Source organism: Streptomyces sp. NPDC060064 (assembly GCF_042736455.1).
GTDB lineage: Bacteria > Actinomycetota > Actinomycetes > Streptomycetales > Streptomycetaceae > Streptomyces.
In genome coordinates, this window is the sequence record NZ_JBHWWF010000026.1 from 20,562 (window position 1) to 44,897 (window position 24,336).

Below are 24,336 nucleotides of genomic sequence, written 5' to 3' on the forward strand. Positions count from 1 at the left end.
TCTTCATCCACCCGTGCTCAGCCCGCCGTCGACACGAATGACCGCACCGGTGAGATAGCTGGCCTCGGGGCGCGCCGCGTTGACGATCCACCAGGCGATTTCCTCCGGTCGGGCGATACGCCCAAGCGGGATCCGGGCCCGAAGCTCCTTTCCCGCTGCGGCCATCTGCTCGTCCGCGAAACCGGCGTGGCTGAGCACCGGTGTCGCCGTCACCCCAGGGGCCACTGACACAACGCGAATGCCGCGCGGCGCAAGCTCGACAGCCCACGTGTGGGTCAGGAAGTCGAGAGCCACCTTCGTGGAGCCGTAGACCGAGTTGTTCGGCCAGCCATAGTGGGGCGGATTGGATGTGACGTTGACGATGGTGCTGCCGGCCCCCAGGTGTGGCAGAGCATGCTGAGTGAGAAACACCGGGGCGAGAAGGTTGGTGGCGAGCTGTTCCTCGGCGACCTTCCGGTCGATCGCCTCCAGCGGAGCCGGACGAGTGATCGCGGCGTTGTTGACCAGGACATCGATGCGGCCGAACGCGTCGACCGCGGCGGCGACGATGTCGACCGGGGCGTTCGGCGCGGCGATGTCGGCCACGAACGTGCGAATGCGCGGGTGTTCTTTGGCGGTCTCCGCCAAGCGTTCGGCAGTCCGGCCGATGATAAGAACCTCGGCGCCCGCAACAGCGAACTGCTGGGCCGTCGCACGGCCGATCCCGGTGCCTCCCCCGGTGATGAGCACTGCCCGGCCGTGAAGGGTGTTCGTCTCTTCCATGGTCGGGACGCTAAGCCTTGACCCTGGCGTCAAGGTCAAGGGGCGGGGGACGGCATCAGGCATCAAAGCCGAACTTGATGCGCGACCGGACTCGACTGGCGAACTGTCTCTGAAGGAGCGGGACTGGCCAAGTCGCCGTGAGTGGCGGTTCGTACGCAGTGGTGGAGACAGCGGGCTGCGGCCGACCGAACACCTGGGCATCGCAAGACAGCGAGGTGGCCTATCGCAGGTGGCTGTCAGTCCCTCCAGCTCTACGTATCGCGGCGGTTCCCGAAGACGCACGGCACCCACTGATCGAGCTGGGTGCCGAATGCCGCTGCCGAATCGATGCCGGATGCGGGCAGCGTTCCGGCGTCGTCGAGGCTGGCGACGAAGTCGACATCAGCCCAGCCGCCCCGGAACAGCACCACGGACAGCTCAGCGTCCGCCGGCCCGGAGATGAGAACGCCGATCGAGTCAGGATCACGGACGAGTGCCCTGTCAGTCTCAAGCCGCTGAGGCCACGGGGCGGCTTCGTCCCGCCAAGTCACCTGCCCAACCGTGAGACCAGCCCCTAGCCATCGCGCGGCCCGCTCGGCAATTGATGCGACCGCCTGATCAAGATCAATGACTCGTTCCACAAGCAGATCATCCCGCACCCAGACGCGCTGTTCCACTGGCTTCCACACCCTTAGCTTGGGCCGCCAGCCACCAAACCGACTCCGGTGCTCTCAGTTCCTACCGACATTTTCAGGGCGCCAGGTCATCGACGACTCTCTGAACTCACCGATTACGGTCTCCGGTCTCACATGCTCAGCCAGACAACGAGGCTGCGCCACAGCACCGAACCGCATCGTGTTCGTCTTCGTCAAGAAGGGCCTCCCGCTGCCCGATCTGCGGCCGCCCCGACTGCACCCGTACGCACGCTGCAACCGGATCGCCGAGCTGGTGACCCGGCCGACCCACCGATCTCCCTCGCCGCGTTGCCCAGCGTCCGCGCTGCCGTTCGCATCAGCGCCATCGACGTCCATCCGAACGACAAGCCAACCATCTACCACCACACAACGCTGTCGCGCGCGGAAGGAAACTCCGTGCGTGACCGAGCCGAACGGCAGCCGGGCCGGGCGGCGCCTTCCTGCTCAGCGGGCCCACTGGGGCGGTCACGGCAAAGCCCGCGATCCGCTGCCCCTGCCGGAGCGCCGGCCTGTAGGTCGCACCGGTGGCGATCGTCGTCATCACCGTGGTCCGCAAGGTCAGCCTCAAGGCCGGGATCGGTGCCCTGATCGGTCTCGCGCTCGCGCTGGGCATCTACAACTCCCGCGGGACGTTGGCGAAGCTCTTCGAGGACGAGGTCACCAATCCGGCCACGGACGTCGGGGCGGTCACCGACGTGGTCTCCCCGCAGCCGGAGCGACTGCCGGGTGTGCCGGGGCGGTGTCCTGTGAGCGCGCCCACCGCGGAGCGGCCGCGGGTCGCCCGGGTCTACACCGCCGCGCGACGGCATCCCTGGGTGCTGGGCAAGTTGGGCGACTGGGTGATCTGGTTCGGCCCGTACACCCCCGCACAACTGTTGGTGATGGGCGGCGGCGCCGTGCTGCTGATCAAGACGTATCTGTGGTGGTCGTGGCTGGGCCCGGTGCCGATCGCCGGGTGGCTGGTGTCGATCTGGGCGGTACGCGGAGCCAAGATCGGCGGCCGGTCCCCGTTCACCGCTGCCTTCGGGTGGCTCGCTCTGCTCGCGCAGCCTCCGGCAGGCCGGATCGCTGGGCAGGCCGCTCGTGACCGGCGACCCTGCATGCTCACGGGCGCGTTCGTCACCGTCAGGTGGTGCAAGAGGCGGGCCGTAGGGTGGCCTGATGTTCGATCGGTTGGAGATCACCGTGCTGCCGCCGGGGCCACGCTTCCCTGCCCAGCTGCGCTTCTGGGTGAACGGCGAGGACGTCGTGGAACAGGCGGTTGGCACTGGGTGCCGCGGACCGCTTGCGGCAGAAGCGTTGCCCTTCGGTCTCCCCAGCCCGCTACGGGCGACACGCGAGCCGCGCCGGCTGCAGTTGGGCGAGCCGGAGTGCACCGGGGGTTGCTGCGGCTTCCTCTCTGTGGTCGTGCAGCGAATCGGAAACGTCGTCCAATGGTCGGACTGGCAGGTTCCCCACTTGGAGGCCCGGCCACTGGAGTTCGACTTCGACGCGAGCGAGTACGACGCAGAAGTGGCCCGCGCTGAGGCAGATTCCTGGTGGCGGTTCTCGGTTTAGCTTGGCTGGCGCTGGCGGTAGCCGTAACGGTAGCGGCCAGAACGTCGCCTTCCAAGGGTGGGCTCGTTGGTCTGGACGTGTAGTTAACTAATGTGCAGTGGGCGCGAATTGAGCCGATACTGCCGGACGGCGCCCCCAAGCGGGGGCTCCGGCCGGACCAGCCGCTCCCTATTCCCGCGACGTGCAGGGCTGCTCTGCGCCGCTCGTACGGCTCGTGGGGAAGCTCCTGTCCGTCGGCCTGAAGGACGTCGAAGGCGATGAAGTGCACAGGCATCGCCACCGCCAGCTGCGCCACGGTGGGGCTGCCCGATGAGGCGGCGCGCTGCAACGCCTCGAACGACAGCCGGTCTCCCGACCACACCACCAACTCGCCATCGAGGACCAGGCCGTGCGGCAGCTGCCTTGCGGCGATGACAAGATCAGGGAAATGCCGCTGGATCAGTGCCCCGCGCCGCGACTGCAGCAGCGTCGGCCCGCCCAGCTGGTCCGGAGTGAACAGAAGCGCGCGGAAGCCGTCGGCCTCCAGACTTTGGTGTGTCTCATGAGACACCGGGCCGTTGACACTGGTGATGACTGGCGCGTGTCTCAGCCCTGGGTAGTCCGGAGTGGGGCGGTGTCCTGCGCAGTCCAGGACTGGACCGGAAGATCCGGATTGCGACGCCTCTTGAAACGTGCATCGATACCCGCGCGGCAGCGCACAGCAGTGCAAGGCACAGTTACCTCATGAGCGACCGTCGACGAGTGACTCGGGAGTAGCCTGCTGACGTAACCACACGAAGGGGTCCGCCCGATGCCAGTCCGGATCGAACGCCAGGAACACGTCACCACCGTCGTCCTCTCCCGCCCGGAGGCCCGCAACGCGGTGGACGGTCCGACGGCGGCCGAACTCGCCGACGCATTCAGGGCGTTCGAGGACGACGAGACGGCCCGGGTGGCGGTCCTGTGGGGCGAGGGCGGCACGTTCTGCGCGGGCGCCGACCTCAAGGCACTCGGCACGAAACGCAGCAACCACGTCACCGAAGAAGGCGACGGGCCGATGGGTCCCACGCGGATGCGGCTGTCCAAGCCGGTTATTGCGGCAGTGGCGGGCCACGCCGTCGCCGGCGGTCTGGAGCTGGCACTCTGGTGCGATCTACGGGTCGCCGAGGAGGACGCGGTCTTCGGGGTCTTCTGCCGTCGCTGGGGCGTACCGCTCATCGACGGCGGCACCGTACGACTCCCCCGCCTCATCGGCACCAGCCGCGCGATAGACATGATCCTGACCGGCCGTCCGGTCGCGGCCCCCGAGGCGCACGAGATGGGGCTCGCGAACCGTGTCGTCCCACCTGGCCGGGCACGCGCGGAGGCCGAGGCCCTGGCCGCCTTGATCGCCCGCTTCCCGCAGGCCTGCCTCCGGGCCGACCGGAGCTCCGTACTCGACCAGGAGGGCCTGAACGAGCAAGCCGCCATGCGGGGCGAACTTCGCCACGGGACGAGCGTGCTCACGCAGAGCCTGGAGGGCGCAGCCCGGTTCTCGGCCGGGGCGGGACGGCACGGGTCCTTCAGCGAACCCTGATACCGTTCCGCTCCCAGCACGGCAGCCGTCCCGCGTGCGGTGCCGAAGCGTCCAGGCCATCTGGGCGCGGATGCGCAGGAGTTCGAAGTCCGTCTTCGCGCAGTAGCCAAAGCGGCGCAGCCCTCCTGCGCGGGACCACTAGCCACTCCGTGGTAGCAGCACTTCGTTTCTTGACGCAGGGTATAGAGCGTTTCAGGCCGTCAGCGGAGCGATTCCCCGACGCCAGGGATCACGGCGAAGCTTGCGTCGTCGGCGAAGAGGCAGACCGGCTTCAGGTCTGCCTCAGTGTTTTACGAGGTCGCTGCTTCGGCGAACTGGTTCGTTTCGAAGAGCTGGTTGATGTGTCCCCGAGCTCGGACCAGTGCTGCCCCGAGAGTTCGCCGGCAGCGCGGGCGTTGCCGGTGGCGCAGACGTCGATGAGCTGCATCACCGCCACCCGCTCCACCCTGGCCGGTCAGGTCCTGGCCACCGGCCGCGGCATCAAGGGCCTCGTCGCGGAAGCTGGTCTGCTCACCGCCGACCAGCTGGACGCAATCCTGCGCCCCTAAAGCCTCACCTGACACTCCCCCCAGCCCCGGCACCGCAGCCCGACGTCCGCGCGGCGAGCCGCAGCTCACACAGAGGCTGCTCAGATAATCGATCGCACGAACGGATTACCCAGGACACAATCGGCGTATGTCGAACCTTGCGGAGCACCTGCTCTCCGCACTTGAACCACTGCCGTTCCCCGCCCGCCTCTCCCTCACCGCACGAACCGCCCGCCGGCTGGCGGACGACGGGCAACTCAGGGCGCTGCTCACCGACCTGGACGCGCGCGGGCCGTACGAGCGGCGGCTGGCGGCGCTGGCCGCCTCCGCCGGACAGGATGCCGACTTCCTCGCCGAGCGGCTGGCCGACCCTGACCCGATCGTCGCCGGATACGCCCTGCGCGCCGCACGTGTCCTCCCCGTGCCGGACGCGGCGGTGGAGGCGGCGTACGACGACGCACCGGCCGCCCTGCGGCACCGGCTGGCCCGGCTGCTCGCCTCCGGTGGACGTACCGCGCTCGCCGAGCGACTGGTGGTGCGGCTGCGCGCGGAGTGGGGCGACGCCGAGGCCGCTCGACTGCTGCCGGCCTGCTCCACCCCCTTCGTGTCAGAGAAACTGCCCGGGCTCGCGCACGCCGTCGACAGCTGGACCGGGCTCGCACGCCGACATCCCGACCCGGTGCTGGACCACGCCGAAGCTGCCCTGGCCGACCGTGCCGGCGGACAGCAGCGGGAGGACTGGTGGCGCCTGAACGCCACGACGGTCGCAGCGCTCGCGCCGGTACGCCCCGGGCGGGTGTTGGCACTGCTGGAGCAGTACGGGCCACACAGCCTGCCGCCTTCCCTTACCAGCGGACTCGGCGCACTGGTAGCCGCCGACGCCGAGGGTGTGGTCCGCTGGATCACCTCCCCCGACCGCCACGAACAGCGCCACGAGCCGATACCGCCGCCGGGAGTGCTGCGCAGGCTGGTACGGGCCGCGCCTGCGTCGCTGCCCACGCTGGGCCGCCACTGGCTGCACCGCGGCGGTCACTTCGCCGCACTGCTGAGGGCCATGGCCCCCGGCGAGCGCCCGGCGTTCCTCGATGCGGTCACCGCCGGCGGGACGCGGGGGGAGCCGGCTCTGGGCGTGCTCGATCTGCTGCCCCGCGAACGACGCTGGGCGGAGGTGCGGCGGGCGGCGGCCGAATTCACCGGCGAAACCTGGTGCCTGTGGGACGACCTGGACACCCTCGCGCACGGGCCGTTCGGTGAGGCGCGTTCCGCGCTGCTCGCCGCGGTCGGACGGCCCGACGCCGGCGACCGGGCCGCCGCCTGGCCGCTTCTGGTGGCGTGCGCCGGCCGGGACGGCGGCCGATTGGCAGTCACCGAACTGCTGACCGCGATGGGGCGCCTGCGCAACGAGCAGGACCCGGTGCGCGCCGCAGCGCTCGGCGCGCTCGCCGAAGTGCACCCGCGACTGCTCAGCTCTGATGACGCCGGGCCGCTGGACCGGATCGCCGTCGACGCCCTGGAAGCACGGGACAGTTCGGACGACAGCCGGGCGGCGGTGCGAACACTCGCCGAGCGCTTGCTGGTCGAGCACGCAACGGACGGTGAATCGGCCCTGCGGCCGTGGGCGCTGCGCACCCTGGAGCGGATCGCGGGCCGGGTCGGCGTACCCGACTTCGGCCCGCTGCACCGGGTCCTGCGCCGAGGTCAGGAGCACCAGGTGTTCGAGGCGCTGCGCCCCTGGCTCGAGGCCGCGGCCGGGCGAGCCGACTTCCGGTTGCTGCTGGGCCTGGCCGACGCGCTGGGGCCGCGTGCCCAACTGATGCCGGGGCTCCAGGACATGCTGGCCACTGCCCTGGAACGCGGCGACGACGAGACGTTCGAGGCGGCTGCGGAGCTGTGGCTGGCCGCACCGGCCACCCGCGACGAACGGGTGGCCCGGATCGTCGCGCTCGAACCGTCGGCGGTCGTCCTGCCGCCCGTACGGCGCGTGCTGGCCAGACGGCGTACGGATCTGCTGGACGCGCTGCTCGACGACACCCCGCCGTACGGTCGCTTCCTGGTGAGCGGCGCTCGGTGCCCGCTGCCGGACCTCGGCAACAGCCACCGCTGGCTGCCCCGCCAGCAGCGGGCGGCGGCACTGCTCGCCGGGCAGGCGGCCTCTGACGACTCCCTTCCGCTCGACGACCGGGCCGCCATGATCCGGGCCGCCGCACCGATTCCGGAGCTGGGGCGTGCCCTGGCGATGAAGCACAAGGACGACGCAGACGTGGTCGTCGCGGAGGCGGCGCTCGGTGCGCTGCCCTGGACCGACCGGCCGCAGGACGCCCTGCCGGTGCTGCTGGAGCAGGCCGGCAGCGACCGGGCGCGGGTCGCCGTGTACGCGGCGGCACGCGCCGCACGCTTCACCGCCCCGTCCGAACTCGCCCTGTCGCTCGGCGCGTTGCTGACCGGGGAGCAGGCAGCGAAGGTGACCTCCCGCAAGGAGGCCGTACGGCTCGCGGCTCGCTTCCTGCCGCCGCAGCAGGTACTAGCCCTGCTGACGCGTGCCTTCCACGCTCCCGACCGCCACCCGGACGTGCGCTGCGCAGTCGTCCGCGCACTGCCGCCGCTGCTCGGCGTGCCCGAGGCCTGGCGCCTCCTCGAGGAGGCCGCCCGCGACGACGCCTCGCCCGTGCTCGAGGCTTTCCTGGGGGTCACGCCCTGGGAACTGGCCGATGTGCATCGCCGCCGGTACGCCACCGTGGTCGGCGCGGCGTACGACGCGTGCCTGGCGTCGCTCGACGGCATCGCAAGCTACGGCCCTCTGCGGGCCGTGGGTATGTGGTCCCGTTACGCCCCCGCACTGGCCGGCCGGCTCTCCCGTTCGGTCTGCGATCTCGGCAGTCGCACTCACTGGCCGTACGCGGCATGGGTGTTGCGCGACCTGGCCGCCTCCGAACTCCCCCACCCCGTGGGCGGTGCGGCCCAGGGCAGTGTGTACCACGGTGCAGTGGCCGGGCTGCTGGCTGCCATGCACGAACCCGAGGGCGGCTGCGACGCGCTGGAGGACCGCGACCTGCCCGCGCTCCAGCGGCTGCGGACACTGGTGTCTCTATGCTCCGACCAAGGCGAACGACCCGAGATGCTTGAGGCGGTCGCCAGGCAGCTGGCACCGGAACCGCTGCTGGGAGCCGAACGCGCCGACCTGCTAAGCCGACTGGTCGACCGCAACGCCGAGCCGGCCGCGCTCCTCTCAGGTCTGCGGGACCTGGCAGAGGCCCTGGAGGACGCCGGAGTGACTGTCGCGGTGCAGACCGCCAGCCGACTGCGGACCTCCTGGGTGCACCGCGCGCTGCCGCAGCACACAGGGTCGCTGCTGGGCTCGGCCGACCGGCTCGCCCGGGACGGTGGCACCGTCACCGGGCTTCTGGCGGCCGGGCTGGTGACCGGAACGGGCAACAGCCTCGGCTGGCCCGAGGAGTGGCGGTCGCTGCTGCGCCTGCTGCGCAGGCACCCGCACCCTGACGTACGCCACCAGGCATACCAGACCGTCACGGAGGCGGAATGACAGCCGGACAGCCGACCTCGCCCACCGACCGCCACGGGCCGGTGTGACCCGAGGCGGTCGTGCTCAACGCCGGCTCCAGCTCGAGCAAGTCCGGCAAGCCCGCTGCCTGCAGGCGCTGCTGCCCCAACTTCAGGCCCAGCTGCAGACGCTCCGCTTCCCGCAGGGCGTGCACTCCCGCACCTGGAGCAGACCGGACGATGGATCCGCGAAGCCGAACCGCGCCGCCGCGCTGACCCGGCGGCTACATGCGCAAGTCCGGTATGCCGATCACGGCACCCTCCAATGTCGCCAGGCACCCACATCGGGCCGTGCGCCTCGGCTCCGGACAGCCCTCGACACTGGCGAACGACATCACAGGACATCCGCGACGCCCTGCATCCCACACGACTAGTGTCCTCGGCATGACCGAAAACACCCTGCGCTCCGTCACCATCGAGCGGACCAGCACGGGCCACTTCACGGCGACGAACACTCGTGGCGGCACGATCAACTTCGGCACCAGTTCCGATGCCCACGGCGGCACCGACTTCACCCCGGTCGAGCTATTGCTCGCCGCGATCGGGGGCTGCACCGCAGCCGACGTGGATGTGGCCACCGCCCGCCACGCGGAGCCCACCGGGTTCGCCGTCACCGTGACCGGCAACAAGATCAGTGACGAGCTCGGCAACCGGATGACCGACCTTGCGGTCACCTTCTCCGTCGCCTTCCCGGACGGCGAACCCGGCGACCGCGCCCGCGCGATCCTCCCCCGGGCGGTCAAGACTTCCCACAACCGGCTCTGCACCGTCAGCCGCACGGTCGAGATCGGTACGCCCGTCACCGCGACGGTCACGGGCACCTGACGCCTGCCCGATCGGGGAGGTCTCCCGCCTGGAGCGCCTCGGCGGCCGGTCCCTGTCGGTCGTACCAGGATGCGAGCATGCAACCTCGGTGGCCTCGGAGCAGGCAGCCCTTGCCCGAGTCTCGCGACAACCTCCGCGCACTTCAAGGCGATGTAAGGGTTATCCCACACCTGCTGATCGCGTGTCAGGTGCCTGCCGCCAGCTGACGCAGATGCCCAATATTTGGTGGCGGACAGTGTCGATGCGCGCGACGATGCCCCACATGGACGAGGGTGAGCACATCAATCAACCAGCAGAGACTCGATGGACGCAGTCAACCATCCATCCTGACATGTGGGTTGATCCGGACGACGACCCGCGCGAGACCGATGTCGAGACTGTCGATGAACGCAGCATCCTGCTCGACAATCTGCGCCACTACCGCCTCACCCTGGAAATGAAATGCGCGGGCCTGGACGCCGAACAGATGGCCCGGCGCTCCATACCGCCGTCCACGATGTCCCTGCTCGGACTGGTGCGGCACATGGCCGAGGAGGAACGACACTTTCGCCGGGTGATGGCCGGCGAGGACGCGCCGAAGCTGTACCGCACCGACGAAGACCGCGACGGCGACTTCAACGGCGCGATCGCCGACCCGGCGGTCGTGGAGGACGCCCGGCGGCAGTGGCGGGCAGAGGTGGAACTCACCGACCAGTACCTGGCCGGCGTCACCGAACTCGGCACCCGGAACGCCGGCTTCTCCGACCTCGGCCCCGAACCCGGTGGGGACGAGCAGCTTCGCGACGTCCTGGTGGCGCAGATCGCGGAGTACGCGCGACACTGCGGCCACGCCGACCTCCTGCGCGAGCGGATCGACGGCCGAGTAGGCCAATGATCACTGCACCCCGACACACCGATCAAGATCACTCGTAGGATGGGGAGATCAACTGAGCAGGTTTGATCACCCCCAGAACGCCAGGTGAGTAATTTCCAAGAGCGGCATCAACGGGGAGGCAAGTACCTCAAAGGGACTGCGGCTGGGCCATAGCAGGCCGGCTGTATGGGCGAGTGGCGACGCCAACTAGTAGTGCTTCGTTACCTCTGCCGATCCTGCCTGGTCACCGGCATGGTGGTTGGTATGGGGCTCGGGGAGGTGGAACGGCTCCGGGGTGAGTTATCGGAGTTCGTTGCCGATGTGTTTGGGTCGCTGCCGCTCAAGCTCCCGGCATCGGTCTTGGCTTCGCCGGGGTAGAGGTCGGCGATCCGTCGCATCGTCAGGCCGGGAAGGTAGGCGACACGGCAGCCCGCGTCGCGGGCGACAGCCAGTGGCAGTGCTCCCCGGGCTCACCCTCGGCATCAGCGTGCCAGCATCCACGTTACGAAGGCCTGCTTCACCCAGAACGGGATGAGCGGTCATGCCCCTGATCAGCGGTCTGCCAATACCTCCGGTGCCCGGTGACACCACTTTTCGACCATGGTCGACAAGGGGCCCAAGTCATGCCGGGTCCGGCGGCCTGGACCCCATCGCGGGGCCACGAAAGCGGTAACGGGGCTCCGGCCGGCGAGCCGGACGACCATGCCATCGGCCGGTCCCGCGGCGGACTGACCACGAAGATTCACCTCGCAGCCGACGCACATTGCCATGCGCCATCCGCGAGCACCTGCGCAACCGCGGTATCCGGACGGTGATCCCCGTTCGGGCGGACCAGCCGGGCCACCCGCTACGCCGAGGCAGCCGTGGCGGCAGGCCACCCGCCTTCAACCGCGAGGCCTACAAGCAGCGCAACACCGTCGAGCGGTGCATCAACCGCTTGAAGCAGTGGCGCGGCATCGCCACCCGCTACGGGACGGGGTCGTTGTCGGGGTCCCAGATGCGGGGGGTGGCGGTGAGGTAGAGGCGGCGGGCGGCGGGGATCTGGGCGTCGTGATGGATGGCCGCCCAGGCCTTGCCGAGGCGGCCTGCGGTGCGGTGTGCCTCGTCAACCGACCGCAAGGTCCCAGGCGGGCAGGTGGTGGCTGTCGTGGGCGGCCAGGAGGGTGGGCAGGGAGGCGTAGGTGGCGTAGACGGTGACCGGTGCGCTGGCGTCGGTGGGGGTGAGGGCGGCGAGTTCGGCCGGATCCGTGGTCATCGGGATGTCGCCGGCCGAGGGATGCTCGACGGCCTGGCGGGCCGAACAGACCGCGACCGCCCGGCCTTTGCGGCCGGCCGCGTGCCAGGAACGCACCTCTGGGACAACAGGTCCAGCGTCGGCACCAGAACCAGAACCCGGCCTCGGGCAGCCAGCCGGAACGCCGTGCTGGCGGCGATCAGGGTCTTCCCCGTACCGCACGCCCGGGCATGTGTACGCAGTGTCTTGACCGCTGCGGTGACAGCGTCCTTCGGGTGCGGCCGAAGCTCGAGGTCGGCAGTGGCCATGGCTGGTGCTTTCGGATGGTCGGCGGGAGCGACCGGAGCATTGTGGCATCCGGCCGCGCGGTGGTGTCTTTGCGGACGTGGAGCCGGTGGGTGATGCGGCGGCGCAGCTCGGGGACGTGGCTGATCGGTCCGACGGTGCGGTCGTGGGCGCGCAGGGAGTCGAGGACGTGGTCGAGGGCCGGTGAGAGACAGGCGGGGCCCGTACACACCCTGTCAACTCAGCGATGCAGGAGCCGGTTTGGTAAAGCATCGACAAAGAGGCGGGACGGCGGGGGCCGGACACAGTCCTTCATTATGACCGGCCCTCCATCGACACACATCTGCGGGGAACCCGATGGCCCGAAGCGTCCTGATGCACAACGTCGAGCAGCGGCTGCGACTCACCGAGTCGATCCACTGCCGCCCGGACATCCCCAGACGCACGGGGAGTTGACCGAGGAGGCGGATGCCGATCCCGCCGCGGCGTTCCGCCTCTCCGGCGGGAGAGCGTGTCACGGTATTACACATTCCTTCTGGGCGTCCCCCAGCTCATTCTCGAAGTCACGCATGACGTTCGAGATTTCGCTCAAGGGTGCGTTCCGTCAATTCCTGTGCGACCCTTCCGGATTCAATGACCCCTGCCTTCGGGCGCAATCCACGGGGCGCGAAGAAAAATCAAATGGGGCTCTGAACGCAATCGAGAATCGACACGTACTCCATGGCACACGGATCGAATCCGAACCGTGTTTCGCCATCGAGGACGGAGTGGAAAGTGTCCCGAAAGAGAATGATCACCAAGAAGAAGAAAATCGTCCTGCTAGTCGGCACCGCCGCACTGGTCGGTAGTGCGGCATTCGCGATGACCGGAACCGGAAATGCCGGCCAGCGGCAGGGCAACGAGTCGTCGAGGTGCAACGGGCTGACCAGGCTTGCGGCGGACCATCAGCGGTTCATCGCCAATGAGCGGGCCAACCCCAACGTCAACTCCCGGGCGAGGATCGCCAATTCGACAGCGGCGATCCGTCAGATCAGGCAGCAGCAGCAATCCGCAGGCTGCAACGGGTCGGGCCGCCGCCAGGCCGTCCCACCCGGAGACCGGCAGGGAGGAGGCGCTCAACGCGGCGGCCGTGGCAGGTGCAACGGGCTGGCCAGGCTTAAGGCGGACCACCAGCGGTTCATCGCCAATGAGCGGGCCAAGCCCAACGTCAACTCCCGGGCGAGGATCGCCAATTCGACAGCGGCGATCCGTCAGATCAGGCAGCAGCAGCAATCCGCAGGCTGCAACGGGGCGGGCCGCCGCCAGGCCGGCCGGGTGGTCTGTGCCGGGTCGACGGTGACACTGTCCGGAGAGGGCGGTGCACCGGCGGCATCCAGCAACCAGTTCCCTGCGGGGACGCAGCTGAGGGTGACAAACCTCGACAACAACAGGTCGACGACCGTCAAGGTGAATTCGCCCTCCGGAAGCTGTGTGCTGCTGAACAATGCGGCGTTCGAGCAAGTCCGCGAACCGGGCAGGAACGTCATCCGGAACGTGCGCGTCGAGCGCGTCGGATAGCTCGAGAATAGCACCGGGTATTCCCGCTCCCGCCTCGCCGTCCCCTGGGGCGGGAGCGGGTCACCCACCTCCGCACTACTCGGAATTCACCTCGATCCAAACGGAGGCAACTGCACGACACCGGAAAGGAGGTCCTGAGACGCGTACGACTCGGCACAACAGGACGCCCCCCGGAGTGAGGTGGCGATTCCGGGGGCTGTATCTGAAAGATCGTCCAAGTCCGTGAGGTGGCAGGTCGGCCGGGGGCTCGCGTGGGCCCCTGGCCTCCCGGATCGGACGTGAGCGACAAGGAGAATCCGGCGGTCAAGCCCGATGAGCTGGTGGATGAGGTCGTCGAGCGGTTCTTGGACCGTGCCGATGCCTCAGGGCGGCCCTGCTGGGCGACGGCGGTGCGCTGCCGGGCCGCATACGCCCGACGTCAGGCACCCAACGCCACACGCACGCACGTCGACCCGGCCGCGCACCCTCCTGCCGTGCCAGGCGCGGTGAAGACGCCCCTCGGCCGGTGACGCAGGGGGCTCGGCCCCGATGCCTCCCATTCAGCCAGAGGGCTTGTCAGGAGGGACCGACAGGGGTGCGGGCCGCACGCCGCTGATACGTCACGGCCCCGCACCCCGCCCATGGCGGCGGCTGGCCGCCGAAGTACTGCCGCACCCACACCAATTAACGTACAAGGAGGAGCGCTGATGCGCCGACGAAGTTCAATCTTACTGGCCGTGGCCATGCTGTGTGCTGCGGGATTCGCCGCCATGCTTGCGGGATGGACCCCCGCTCCTCAAACCCCGGAGGGGTCGAATTCTTCAGCCCGTCCGGCGTTTGAGGACATGCGGCCGAAAGCCGCGGCGCCGGGCATCGCCGAGCCGACCGAAGGGCGGGAGGTGTTCTCGCCGGACGGCACCATCACCCGGGTGAAAATATCCAAGCAGGTCAAGACCGCAGCCGCGGCGGCCGACGCCAAGGCGGCGGCCGCCGAGGTGACCGCCCTTCAGAACACCGGACCATCTGCCTCGCGATTCGACATGGTGATCGTGGGTGACGGCTACACAGCCTCACAGACGGGGCTGCTGCGTCAACACGCACAGGCGAAGTGGAACGAGATCGCCGCCACGGCCCCGTGGAACAAGTACCGCCGGCTCATCAACGTGTGGCTGGTCAACGTCCGGTCCAACGAGTCCGGCGTGGACAACGACCCCTCTCCGGGCATCAACCGTGACACCGCCCTGGACATGCGCTTCTTCTGCGAGGGTCTCGAGCGGCTGCTTTGTCTCAACGAGTCGAAGGCCCAGGCGTACGCCGCCCAGGCCCCCGGCGTCGACGCGATCGTCGCCGTCGGCAACGCCACCAAGTACGGCGGCGCCGGCTACCCGAGCCTCGCCACCGCCTCCGGCGGCAACGCGCAGTCCGGCCGCATCGCCATCCACGAACTCGGCCACTCCGTAGGCGGCCTGGCCGACGAGTACTACACACCGGGCACCACCAACCCGGGCGGTGAACCCAGGGAACGGAACGTCACCACCGACCCGCGCGGGGCCAAGTGGGCGCCCTACCTCGGACGGAACACCCCCGACGGCGGCGTCATCGGGGCCTACCAGGGCGGGCGCTACTACGAGCGCGGCATCTACCGCCCGTCGCAGGACTCCCTCATGCGCAACATCAACAAACCCTTCAACCACATCGGTCTCACCACGATGGAACGGGCCATCAGCTCCAAGGTCAGCTGAACGCCGGCGCCCGGGGACAGGCCTTCACCAGCCACGAGGCGTCGCGCACCGGCAGCCTGACCAACGGCTCCGCCTACCAGCCCGACTGCGGTTCCTTCATTGCCGCTGGCACACACCGCGCCGGCCTCTCCGGGCCCAGCGGCAGCAACTTCAGCCTCGCGCTGCGGCACTGCAACGGAACCACCTGACAGACCGTCGCGACCAGCAGGTCTCGCGGTAGGCCCACCCACCACGGATCCAGCGGCCACCACACCTACCAGGCCCGCTCCCTCTCGGAATCGGGGTCGTACACGCTGGGTTGCAACGCGCCCTGCCCCAGCGACATGACGGCGGGTCCCGGCACCTCAGGTGCAGGGACCCGTCCCCTCATGTCAGCAGCGGCTCGAACACACCGCCCCTGTACCCACGGGCCACGCGGCACCCATCCGGCTGTTCCCGCTCCAACGCACCGCCTCTGTGCCGACGCCGGTCCCATGTGGCGCTGTGAACCGACTCGGCAGGAACGAACAATGTCCGCCACTGCCACGCCATCAACAGCACCCCACGCACCTCCCAAGGCGCGCGGACCAACACTTCGCTTCTCCCCATGGCCCGGCGCTTGCGAGCCGCTCCCCGCACACGCCGCCGACTCCATCGGCGAGCGCTATTCAAGCGGTTGTGGCGGTGCGCGAAGCCGTGAGCGTTCTACTACGCCTTCGGGCGGGAGTTGCCTGGGTCCGTTGGCTGTTGGAGCCGCTGTTCCGGGCTCGGCGGGGAGATTACGAGTTCGGCGACGGCTCGGCCGTCAGGTGCGTTCGAGAACCGCAGCGTGGCACCGAGGACACGGGCTTGCCCCACAGCGATAATCAGCCCGAGACCGTGACCGGTCCTCCTGCCGCTTGCGGACTGGCTCCTGAACCGCTGGGAGCCGTGGCCGAGGACATGCCCGGGTTAGCCGTCCCCGTGGTCCCGCACGGTGATGGCCTGGCCGTCGACGGTCAGAACCACCGGCGGATGGCCATGCTTGTGGGCATTGGAGACCAGGTTTCCCAGCACGCGTTGAAGCCTGCGCTGGTTGCTCCCCACCCGGGTGTCCCGCTCAATCCGGACCTCGGCCTGCAGCCCGGTGGCCAGCACCGCACGCTCGGCCAGCGGCCCCAGTTGATGAACCTCGATGTCGGCCTGCTCCACCTCCGCATCGAGGCGGGAGATCTCCAGGAGATCCTCGGTCAGTCGGTGCATGCTCCGGATACGGTCCCGTACCATCCCGGTCGGGCGGCCGGGCGGCAGCAGCTCTGCCGCCGTTTCACCGCCGACGTAGCGCGGCGCTACGGCCGAGAGGGGCCCCGGCTTCGTACGGGCAGCTGACCGGGATGTCCTGCACGCGGGTCAGGGAGCGGAAGCCGGCCGCGGAGGGATCGTCGTCAACGTTCCTGCATCCACCTCGATGATGGTGTCGGCGTAAGAGGCCAGTCGCAGGTCGTGAGTGATGAGGAATGTGGTGCGCTCGGTGGTCAGGCGGCGAAGGGGTTCGGTGATCCGCTCTGCGGATTCGTCGTCCAGGCCCGTAGTGGGTTCATCAAGGACGAGGATCCGTGCGTCACGGATCATGGCACGTGCGATGGCCAGCCGACGGCGTTCCCCTCCGGAGAGGAACTGGCCCTGCCGGCCGACCGAGGTGGCGTACCCGTGAGGTAAGGCGCTGATGAAATCGTGCGCGTCGGCGGCCTTGGCGGCTGCGGTGATCTGCTCATCGTCGGCGTCGGGGCGACCGTAGGCGATGTTCTCCCGGATCGTCCCCTCGAAGAGCATGCTTTCCTGCGGCAGGAGACAGACGTTCCGGCGCAGTGATGCCGCCGTCATCGGGGCAATGTCCAGACCGTCGAGAAGAATGCGGCCGGCCGAGGGAGCGTAGAAGCGTAGAAGGAGCTTGCCGATCGTGGACTTGCCGGCCCCGCTCGGTCCCGTGATCACAACGAGCTGACCGGGTGCAGCGGTGAGCGAGGCTTCCCAGAGCGATGGTCGTGCTGCACCGGGATAGAAGAAGTTGACACTTTCGAAGGCGATCGAGCCACGAACCGATGCGAGGACTTCGGACGGATCCGGCCGGTCGAGGCTTGGCGTGTGCGGTGCCGTCGGGCGCTTGCCGGAGCCCCGAGGGGACCCAACGGCCGTGCGTCGCCGCGGACGGGCCTCCCTCAGGTGCGGCTTGTCAAGGGAAATGCGTTCAGCAGGACCGTCATCAACGGTGACGAGACCGTCCGCGGGCGGGTCAACGGGCCGAGCTGCAAGCACCTCAAGGACGCGTTCCGCTGCAGCCGTCGCCGACGACATCTGGATCAAAAGTGCGCTGACCTGCTCCAACTGCGGATACAGATGTCCGACGTATGCCGAAAAGGCAAGAAGGCCGCCGATGGTGAGCCGCCCAGCAGAGATCTGCCAGGCTCCGATGCCCATGATGAGCAGGACGCAGAGGGTTTCGACAAACCCGCTGAGGGGCCGATAGGCACCGTCCAGGAGCGCCTGGCGTAGATTCGCACGCATCCATGTCCGCCCTTCGCGGTGCACCCGTGCGCGCTCTGCTTCCTGCCGGTTGTATGCCTGCACGACGGACATGTTGGTCAGGTTCTCTTCCAGCAGGGAGGCGAGCTGTCCGTTGCTGTCTCGCTCCTGCCGGGTCACGGTCCGCATGCGCTGGGAGAAGGCACGAGCGACCAGCCAGAACACTGGCGCGGCAGCGACGGTCGCCAGGGCGAGCGGCCAGCTGATCCAGAAGGCAGCGACGGTGAAGAACATGATCTCGAACATGGCGGTCACTGCTGCTACCGGAGCGGAGGTGACCAGGGACTCCACGGCCTCGATGTCGCCTGTCAGCCGCGCCACCAGGTCGCCGATCCCACGCTTTCCGAAATAGTCCGGAGGAAGCTTCTGCAGGTGCTGAAAGGTGTGGTCACGCAACTGAAGCAGGAAGTGCTCACTCACCCAGTCGGCGAGGTACCCGCCCGCAAATCCCGCCAGTCCACCGAGCACCGCCAAGGCGAGCCATGTCGCGGCGGGCAGCCAGAACGCAGAGACCCTGCCACCGGCAAGCACATTGTCGGTGAGGTAGGAAACCAGCCAGATGGAGGCTGTCTGGAAACCCGCGGAGAGCATGAGCAACAATAAGGTCGCCGCCATGGCGGGTCTGTTCTTCCGGGCCAATGGCCAGAATTCCTTGAAGCTGGCAACGGGCGATGTTCTCGCGTGACGGACACGCTGTCCGTGTGTGGTTGCGACTGTGGGCATGGCTGATTTGTTCATCTGGCGCATATAACAACCGGTGTTGGGTTGGAGTGCTGAAGTCGAGCCGTCCCCCGGCAGACCGCGGCCGCAGCAATTCATGCTGCGGCCGCGTCCCTTTCGTTTCGGTAATCGGAGTTGATGACCGTGAGAGGTGCTGACGGTATCAATCTCCGACTCCCTGTCAGGCGGGCGGAGAGAATTCCGGCGTTGTCATCCGCAGGGCCGTCGACTGCCGGAGCCGACTGGAATCTCTCGTATCCGCAGAACGGTTACCGGCAGGCGCGCCTGCGGGCGCCAGTTGCCCCGCGGACCTGGCCGCGGCCGTTGCCCCGCACGCCCTGACCAGCGCCACGCCGGCAGCGCCCGGCGGCCTGCTTGCCACGCCCGGCACCCTGCTGGACGCGCCCGAAGAGATCAAATCCCATGATTCATTCTTCCTTTCCATGCTGAATCTCAGGGGCCGTCAGGCCCCACTTTCCGGTTGCCTCGAATGACGACCTCATTGGGCCGAATCACTGGCAACCGTCACCTGATAGTACGGATGCGGATCCAGACCCACTCAACGGAACTCATGGAATTTTTATGGATTCTGACGGAGCGTCGCTTCCGCATGTGCGCACGTCCCGCCCCGGGCAACGCAGAAATGCCGGTCGAGGTTTCTCTCGACCAGCATTCCTCTGGGAAACTCGACTTGTCCCTGGCGCGACTCGAATCAGCGCTTAAGCGCCTGAAGGAAGGGACGCAACAACAGCATCCGCCGACGCGGCGGGGCGAATCAGGCTTTGCGATACGGATGACCTCTCGCGCACCGTCGATACTGACGAGGTCCGCATCGAGCGGCGGCGGGCCTCATCGCCGCCGTCGGCGCCGCGTGGTGATGAGGAACTGCCGCGACGCCCACCGCCGGAGCGGCACACGACGCGCTCACCGGACCGGCGTTCGCGGTTCCCCCCACCGGGGTGGTGAGTGGCAGCAGCGCGGCCGACACCGACGTGAGCCCGAGAAGGTTCACTCCCTTCGGCTTCCACCAGGTCGGCCTCTTCGCACGCAACAAGGAAGTCGTGGCTGCTCGGTGGTGGCCACGGATGATTGGCATGACGCCCCCTATGGACGGTGAAGGGCGAGTAGAGCCCCAGACAGCGACGGTGCGGCACCGAACGCAAAGAGTTCGACGCATCGATCGGTGGTCGTCGGGCAGTGCGCCGTGACGTAGACACGGTGCACGCCCTCGACGGGGGTGATGGGCACCGAGATGTCGTTCACGGAACCGTCGGCACTTGGACTGATCTGTGCCAGCGGTGGTCGGGCAGGGGAATCGAGCCTGAGCTCTAACCGGGCACCGCCGCCCGACGGCCCCGCGAGCCTCGCCACGGCGAGGGTGTCTCGGACGGTGGAGAAATCGACCCGGTCGTAACGCAGGACAGAAGAGCTTCCGAGGGCACGGGCACCGGGGTCGGAGTCGGCGCTTGTCCCCTGCTGCGATGTGTACGCATTGACCTGGACGGGGAATCGGGCCGAGAGCGCAGGAGGAGGTGTTGCTTGCTGTGACGGCGGGTCGTCCGGGGCAGATGAAGGTCCGGACGTAGGGGGCGGTTGTACGTGCGCTCCGAGCCGCGGGTCACAAGCGGTCAGCAGGAGCACGCCCGCGCCAACGCCGACCAGGAAGCCCGCCACCGCGACAGCGGCCCGGGAGTGACGAGGAGACTGCAGGGACGCTGCCCTGCTTCTTCCCCGGCTCCCCCGGCTCCCCCGGGTGGCCGCCGTGGCCCGACATGCACGCGAGGGCTCTGCGGAGGCATCGGCCCGGCCTCGCTCCAGCAACCTTGCCAGGAACGGCGGATCGCCCAGTGGTACGGGGATGGCGGCCTTCGCACGCAGGTATCGCTGTCCCGTCCACCATCCCAACAGCCGTACCGGCAGTTGCGCTTCGAGCTGCTCGTCGAGCTGGGACAGGTCTTTGTAAACAGCCGCACAGGCCGGACACGCGCGGAGATGGCCCCATCCTTCGGCCGAGTCCGCCTCAGGCCGCTGGGTCAGCCACTCGATCACATCCCTGCAGTCCGGACGCTCCAGCCGCTCGAGGTACAGGTCCGCACGGACCTGGCGCAGCGCGGTCATGGCCTGGTCGCACGCAGCCGGAACCTCATGGTGATCCAGGCCCGTGATGCGTGCCGTGAACGCGGGATCATCCCGTTCCACCACCGAGTGCCACAGCAGGCACTGGGTGGTGGCCGGGAGGCGCTCGTACGCGACAGCCAGCTGGCCGTCTTCGCCCCAGGGCCACCGTGATCCTGCCGCGACCCAGGCCCGGAAGTCCGGCGACAGCGTGTCGCGCTCCCGGTGCCAGCGATTGATCGCGGCGGTGCGGACCTTTCCCAGTAACTGGGGTCGCAGGCATCCCGGATGACGACGCTCGATGAGCGATTCGCCGGACACCATCTGCTGGAGCAGGTGCGCAAAGACATCTGACGTCACCTCCTGCGCATGCAGCGGACCTCTCACGCATTGGGAGGCGTATGCCTGCACTGCGGCGTAGTGGCGGCGGTAGAGATGCCGAAAGAATTCGATCTGGCCTTTGCGCAACGTAATCATCACAGCAGCGTCGGAGAGAGGTTGCTGTGATGGTCGCGAGCCCAAGAGCAATTGCATTGAGGAGCCTTCCACTCAAGTCCGGTGGTGCCATGGGTGAACTCCGTCACGGCGCCACCCTCCCTGCCGACTGAGACGCTGCTCCTCAGCCGGCAAGGAAATGTGGTGATACTCGCTTAGGTGAATTCGGTAGCGCCGACGCGGGTATCGCCTGCGACACCCCCCGTGATGTACGCCATGTGGCCGCGATGGCGGACCTCATGACCGCATAAACCCAATGTGCTGAACCCGCCTCGGGAACCGGCATTGCGGCGACCGACGCGGCGTCGGTCTGGTCGCAACGGACAGTGTTCTCCGCGCCCATCGAACGCAGGGCGCATCGCTGAAGCGCTGGTGGACGTGGTGCGCGAGGACGCTTCGTGCCACCGAGTCCCCCTCGTTATGCGTGTTTGGCTTGTCACAGGAGAAGAGGGTGTTCGACTGCGTCCATCCCGCTGCTTTGCCGAGGCTTTGCCGAGTGGGGCCCATGTGCCGTTGAGTGACGGGCTCGTACGGGGGTCCGGCCCGGCCTGCCCTGTCACCTGCCCTCGACGAAATAGCGGAGCCGTGTGGCGTTGTAGTAGTTGTAGGTGAGCACAACGGGGGCGTTCGTCTCGGGCGGCGGGTCGCCGCCCTCCCACCAGGCCTGCATGCCGAGCACCATCTCGTCCCAGGGCTTGCCGTCCGTTCGGTCGGCGCGCACCAGGTAGCTGCCGTCGTTCTCGACCCACCACAGGTCGAAGCGGAACAGTTGCCCTTCGCCCTCGGTGCGGCAGGGGCACATTCCGACGTCGATGACGTCCCTGCCGGTGGCTCCGGAGTGGTAGGTCGCTGCACCGTAGTCGATGCACTCGCCGGTGGCGGCGTTGCGCAGCCGGCTGTAGTCCTTGCTGGTCTTGGACGACACGGACTGCCAGACCTGGTCCTTGCTGCCGTCGCATGTGTTCTGGACGATTGCTGTGCCGGCAGGCTCGACGCATTTCGCGGTGATTCCCCGGTTGCGGAGGGTGCCCGACCACGTGACGGTCCCGAGCCCGGCCCCGGTCGGAGACGGCTTGGCCGGCTTCCCCGATGCGTGGACGGCCGGCCGGGCCTGGCCGGAAGGGATCTGCTGGGAGGGGGTGGCCGTGACCGTGACGGGCGGAGGATGCTCGACCTCCGTCACGGCCGGCGCCGCCTGCGAGGGCGAGGACTCGGTGCCGTCGTCGCCGAACGGCATGGGCAGGACGAGGAGGGCGACCGCGAGGGCGGTGACGACGCCACCGGCGAACGCGCCCGAGCGCAGTGGGGAGTCCGCGGCCGGTGGCCACCACCCCGTACCACCGTTCGGGGAGAGGCCGCCGCCCAGTGTGCCGGGTGCCAAGGCCGCACCAGCGGCACTCGCGCCGGCTTCGGCCATCCGGGCTGCCACATACGCCGAACTGCCCCACAGCAGCACGCTTGTCGGCAGCGCCGAGCCCAGCCGCTCGTTGAGGTCGGTGAGTTCGGTCAGCGCGTGACGGCAGTGCGGGCACTGCACAAGGTGCCGGTCGAGGTCCTTGTTCGAGCGACGGCCGGTACGGCGCACCGCGGCTGCGAGCAGGGAGCTGTAGCGGCGGCACTCCTCGCTCACGGAGGCGCTTTCGACATGCACGGCCAGGTAGGCCTCGCGCAGCCCTTCCCGGGCCCGGGACGCCAGCGAGCCGACCCCGCTGGCGCCCATGCCGAGCAGGCCAGCGACCTTCGAGGCGGGTTCCTCCTCGACGGCGGTGTGCCACAGGACGGCCTGCCAGCGCTCGGGCAGCGAGCGAAAGGCGCGGATGACGAGGCTGTTGTCCTCCAGACGGAGTATCCGCTCCTCGCTGCTCCCCGCCTCGGGACTGTCGGGCAGGTTGCTGAGCCACTCCTCGAAGTCGGCCGACAGCTCGGTGCGCCTTGATGTGACCGCCCATTCCGCGGCGACGCGGCGGACAACGGTGAGCAGATACGGGAGCCAGGCGGCCTCCGGACCGCCCCCGGACCGCACCACTTGCAGCGTGCGGGCGAAGGCTTCCGAGACCAGGTCCTCGGCCGTGTGCGGATCACGGCAACACGTACGCGCGTAAGACAGAACCGCCGAACGGTGCCGCCGGTACAGCTCCTCCACCGGAGCTTCGGATACTAACTCTCTGATTGCTGCCGTGAGTTCGGCGTCGGACAGGGAGTCAACACTATCACCGGACATGCTTAGCAAGGCCTTTCGATGAGGCGGAAGTGACATTGTGACCGATGCTCGAATGCCAGTGGAAGCGTTTTGGGTGATTCACTTCGGCGGGGTAGCGGCGGCGGCAAAGAAGCCTAAACAGCTCGAGATGGCCTTTGCGACAGCAAGTACCATGGCAGCGCCGGAGAGCGGCTGCTGCAGCGGTCGCGAGCCGAGGAGTAATTGCATAGGCGTCTTCCACTCATCTCCGGTGGCAGGTGACAGCCGTGGGAGGCGATGGAATTCTTCAGCCGGTAATCCGTGCGTCACTCCGACGAGTTGACGGAGGTGTACAAGGGCGCGTCCGATGCGAGTGCCCGGCCGTCGACGAGATAGCGGAGCCGTACGGCGCCGTAGCGGTTGCACGTGAGCACAACCGGCGCGCCCCGATCCGGATGCGGGTCGTTCCCCTCCCAACCAGGTGAGCATGCCGAGCTGCATCTCGTGCCCGGGCTCGCCGGCGCGGAGTTCGACGCGAAGAAGACAACTGTCGTCGCCGCTCGTCCCCGAGAGGGGATCGATGCGGATTAGCCGCCCTTCCCCCGTGGTTCGGCACGGGCCCATGGGGACTGCGATGTTGACGGCATTCTGGTGCAATCGCTGGATGCCTCTGTGATGGTCGATGCCCTCACCGCTGGCGCCGTTGCGCAGGCGGTTGGATCCTCGGTGCTCCGCGGATGATGGCGGCAGGTGTACGCGTACGAGAGGACCGGCTCACGATGCCTCCGGTACAACTCCTCCACTGCGGCGTCGGATACAGGGTTCCTCAGAGCGGCGGCGACGAGTTCGGCATCAGTGGGCGGTTCGTCCTGGTGGTCGACCATGGAGCAGCCAAGCCTTCCGCATTCCATGAAAACAGGGGTCGGTGACTGGGTGACATAAGAACGGGTACGGAAGCCGCCCGGCGGTGTGGTGCACGGGGGCCTGGTCCGGCGACAGGGCAGCGGCGCCGCGAGCCGGATCTGAACCCGGGCGATCGGCAGTCCGGGGTGCCGGTCCGCGCGCCGGCGATCGGGCAGCTGGCGAGTTCAGGTCGTGAATCACCAGCGCCGCCCTGTGGGCCAGTGTTCCGGTGTGGAGCGCCGTGCGCTCTCATCTCACCGCGGACGGTTGGGGAT

17 protein-coding genes and 4 pseudogenes are annotated in these 24,336 nt (G+C 68.4%); 10 read left to right on the top strand and 11 right to left on the bottom strand.

The window, feature by feature from the left end:
• Nucleotides 1–3: 3 nt before the first annotated feature.
• Nucleotides 4–729 carry an SDR family NAD(P)-dependent oxidoreductase gene (locus ACFWDI_RS27665; RefSeq protein WP_385307925.1) on the bottom strand — a complete coding sequence of 242 codons (726 nt, stop codon included), beginning with the start codon at nt 727–729 and terminating at the stop codon, nt 4–6.
• Nucleotides 730–1,013: 284 nt separating this feature from the next.
• On the bottom strand, nt 1,014–1,418 hold the full coding sequence (locus ACFWDI_RS27670; RefSeq protein ID WP_385307794.1) for a hypothetical protein: 405 nt from the start codon (nt 1,416–1,418) through the stop codon (nt 1,014–1,016).
• Between the two features lie 1,179 nt (nt 1,419–2,597).
• Between ACFWDI_RS27670 and ACFWDI_RS27675 the strand changes: the two genes are divergently transcribed.
• Nucleotides 2,598–2,993, top strand: a complete 396-nt coding sequence (locus tag ACFWDI_RS27675; RefSeq protein ID WP_385307796.1) for a hypothetical protein — start codon at nt 2,598–2,600, stop codon at nt 2,991–2,993.
• Between the two features lie 193 nt (nt 2,994–3,186).
• Here the strand turns inward: ACFWDI_RS27675 and ACFWDI_RS27680 are convergent.
• A pseudogene (locus tag ACFWDI_RS27680) lies at nt 3,187–3,543 on the bottom strand (ATP-dependent DNA ligase); the annotation flags it as partial.
• Nucleotides 3,544–3,783: 240 nt separating this feature from the next.
• Here ACFWDI_RS27680 and ACFWDI_RS27685 point away from each other — a divergent pair.
• The 5 genes from ACFWDI_RS27685 to ACFWDI_RS27705 all read left to right on the top strand — a co-directional run bounded on the left by ACFWDI_RS27685 (nt 3,784) and on the right by ACFWDI_RS27705 (nt 10,332).
• Nucleotides 3,784–4,548, top strand: a complete 765-nt coding sequence (locus tag ACFWDI_RS27685; protein ID WP_385307798.1) for a crotonase/enoyl-CoA hydratase family protein — start codon at nt 3,784–3,786, stop codon at nt 4,546–4,548.
• A gap of 416 nt (nt 4,549–4,964) precedes the next feature.
• Nucleotides 4,965–5,096 (top strand): hypothetical protein, encoded by a 132-nt coding sequence (locus tag ACFWDI_RS27690; RefSeq protein WP_385307800.1) that lies wholly within the window; start codon nt 4,965–4,967, stop codon nt 5,094–5,096.
• Between the two features lie 127 nt (nt 5,097–5,223).
• The gene (locus ACFWDI_RS27695; RefSeq protein WP_385307802.1) at nt 5,224–8,616 is read left to right on the top strand and encodes a hypothetical protein; all 3,393 of its coding nucleotides are present in this window, start codon (nt 5,224–5,226) and stop codon (nt 8,614–8,616) included.
• Nucleotides 8,617–9,017: 401 nt separating this feature from the next.
• Nucleotides 9,018–9,458, top strand: coding sequence for an OsmC family protein (locus ACFWDI_RS27700; protein ID WP_385307804.1), 441 nt, complete (start codon nt 9,018–9,020; stop codon nt 9,456–9,458).
• A gap of 331 nt (nt 9,459–9,789) precedes the next feature.
• On the top strand, nt 9,790–10,332 hold the full coding sequence (locus ACFWDI_RS27705) for a DinB family protein (protein WP_385307806.1): 543 nt from the start codon (nt 9,790–9,792) through the stop codon (nt 10,330–10,332).
• A gap of 329 nt (nt 10,333–10,661) precedes the next feature.
• Here the strand turns inward: ACFWDI_RS27705 and ACFWDI_RS27710 are convergent.
• Nucleotides 10,662–10,775 (bottom strand): annotated as a pseudogene (locus ACFWDI_RS27710) (transposase); the annotation flags it as partial.
• 180 nt (nt 10,776–10,955) lie between these two features.
• On the opposite strand from ACFWDI_RS27710, the pseudogene ACFWDI_RS27715 reads away from it, so the two are divergent.
• Nucleotides 10,956–11,278: pseudogene (locus tag ACFWDI_RS27715) on the top strand (IS5/IS1182 family transposase); the annotation flags it as partial.
• Here ACFWDI_RS27715 and ACFWDI_RS27720 read toward each other — a convergent pair.
• Genes ACFWDI_RS27720 through ACFWDI_RS27730 form a run of 3 tightly spaced genes read right to left on the bottom strand, consistent with a single transcriptional unit; the run spans nt 11,278 to nt 11,853 of the window.
• The gene (locus tag ACFWDI_RS27720; protein ID WP_385307941.1) at nt 11,278–11,430 is read right to left on the bottom strand and encodes a hypothetical protein; all 153 of its coding nucleotides are present in this window, start codon (nt 11,428–11,430) and stop codon (nt 11,278–11,280) included. The pseudogene ACFWDI_RS27715 and the gene ACFWDI_RS27720 overlap by 1 nt on opposite strands.
• Entirely contained in the window at nt 11,417–11,662 is a 246-nt protein-coding gene (locus ACFWDI_RS27725) for a hypothetical protein (RefSeq protein WP_385307943.1), read from the bottom strand. The genes ACFWDI_RS27720 and ACFWDI_RS27725 overlap by 14 nt, the downstream gene beginning before the upstream one ends.
• The gene (locus ACFWDI_RS27730) at nt 11,563–11,853 is read right to left on the bottom strand and encodes a DEAD/DEAH box helicase family protein (protein ID WP_385307808.1); all 291 of its coding nucleotides are present in this window, start codon (nt 11,851–11,853) and stop codon (nt 11,563–11,565) included. Before ACFWDI_RS27730 ends, ACFWDI_RS27725 begins: the two co-directional genes overlap by 100 nt.
• 751 nt (nt 11,854–12,604) lie before the next feature.
• On the opposite strand from ACFWDI_RS27730, the gene ACFWDI_RS27735 reads away from it, so the two are divergent.
• From ACFWDI_RS27735 to ACFWDI_RS27745, 3 genes are all read left to right on the top strand, one after another.
• The gene (locus ACFWDI_RS27735; RefSeq protein ID WP_385307810.1) at nt 12,605–13,387 is read left to right on the top strand and encodes a hypothetical protein; all 783 of its coding nucleotides are present in this window, start codon (nt 12,605–12,607) and stop codon (nt 13,385–13,387) included.
• A gap of 278 nt (nt 13,388–13,665) precedes the next feature.
• Nucleotides 13,666–13,896, top strand: coding sequence for a hypothetical protein (locus ACFWDI_RS27740; RefSeq protein WP_385307812.1), 231 nt, complete (start codon nt 13,666–13,668; stop codon nt 13,894–13,896).
• A 315-nt stretch (nt 13,897–14,211) separates the two neighbouring features.
• Entirely contained in the window at nt 14,212–15,108 is an 897-nt protein-coding gene (locus ACFWDI_RS27745) for a M64 family metallopeptidase (RefSeq protein WP_385307814.1), read from the top strand.
• A gap of 687 nt (nt 15,109–15,795) precedes the next feature.
• Here the strand turns inward: ACFWDI_RS27745 and ACFWDI_RS27750 are convergent.
• The 4 genes and pseudogenes from ACFWDI_RS27750 to ACFWDI_RS27765 form a co-directional block, all read right to left on the bottom strand.
• Nucleotides 15,796–16,401, bottom strand: a pseudogene (locus tag ACFWDI_RS27750) (sensor histidine kinase); the annotation flags it as partial.
• Nucleotides 16,402–16,476: 75 nt separating this feature from the next.
• Nucleotides 16,477–18,264: an ABC transporter ATP-binding protein gene (locus ACFWDI_RS27755; protein WP_385307816.1), complete on the bottom strand. Its 1,788-nt coding sequence runs from the start codon at nt 18,262–18,264 to the stop codon at nt 16,477–16,479.
• Between the two features lie 1,209 nt (nt 18,265–19,473).
• On the bottom strand, nt 19,474–21,018 hold the full coding sequence (locus ACFWDI_RS27760) for a carbohydrate-binding protein (RefSeq protein WP_385307818.1): 1,545 nt from the start codon (nt 21,016–21,018) through the stop codon (nt 19,474–19,476).
• A gap of 517 nt (nt 21,019–21,535) precedes the next feature.
• Nucleotides 21,536–23,122, bottom strand: a complete 1,587-nt coding sequence (locus ACFWDI_RS27765; RefSeq protein WP_385307820.1) for a sigma-70 family RNA polymerase sigma factor — start codon at nt 23,120–23,122, stop codon at nt 21,536–21,538.
• Nucleotides 23,123–24,336: the final 1,214 nt, after the last annotated feature.

What these genes read in the sequence shown, in the direction of transcription:
- ACFWDI_RS27695 (WP_385307802.1), top strand. Translation starts at nt 5,224, where the DNA reads ATGTCGAACCTTGCGGAGCACCTGCTCTCCGCACTTGAACCACTGCCG.
- ACFWDI_RS27690 (WP_385307800.1), top strand. Translation starts at nt 4,965, where the DNA reads ATGAGCTGCATCACCGCCACCCGCTCCACCCTGGCCGGTCAGGTCCTG.
- ACFWDI_RS27675 (WP_385307796.1), top strand. Translation starts at nt 2,598, where the DNA reads ATGTTCGATCGGTTGGAGATCACCGTGCTGCCGCCGGGGCCACGCTTC.
- ACFWDI_RS27760 (WP_385307818.1), bottom strand. Translation starts at nt 21,018, where the DNA reads ATGCAATTGCTCTTGGGCTCGCGACCATCACAGCAACCTCTCTCCGAC.
- ACFWDI_RS27730 (WP_385307808.1), bottom strand. Translation starts at nt 11,853, where the DNA reads ATGGCCACTGCCGACCTCGAGCTTCGGCCGCACCCGAAGGACGCTGTC.
- ACFWDI_RS27700 (WP_385307804.1), top strand. Translation starts at nt 9,018, where the DNA reads ATGACCGAAAACACCCTGCGCTCCGTCACCATCGAGCGGACCAGCACG.
- ACFWDI_RS27755 (WP_385307816.1), bottom strand. Translation starts at nt 18,264, where the DNA reads ATGGCGGCGACCTTATTGTTGCTCATGCTCTCCGCGGGTTTCCAGACA.
- ACFWDI_RS27705 (WP_385307806.1), top strand. Translation starts at nt 9,790, where the DNA reads ATGTGGGTTGATCCGGACGACGACCCGCGCGAGACCGATGTCGAGACT.
- ACFWDI_RS27745 (WP_385307814.1), top strand. Translation starts at nt 14,212, where the DNA reads ATGCGGCCGAAAGCCGCGGCGCCGGGCATCGCCGAGCCGACCGAAGGG.
- ACFWDI_RS27685 (WP_385307798.1), top strand. Translation starts at nt 3,784, where the DNA reads ATGCCAGTCCGGATCGAACGCCAGGAACACGTCACCACCGTCGTCCTC.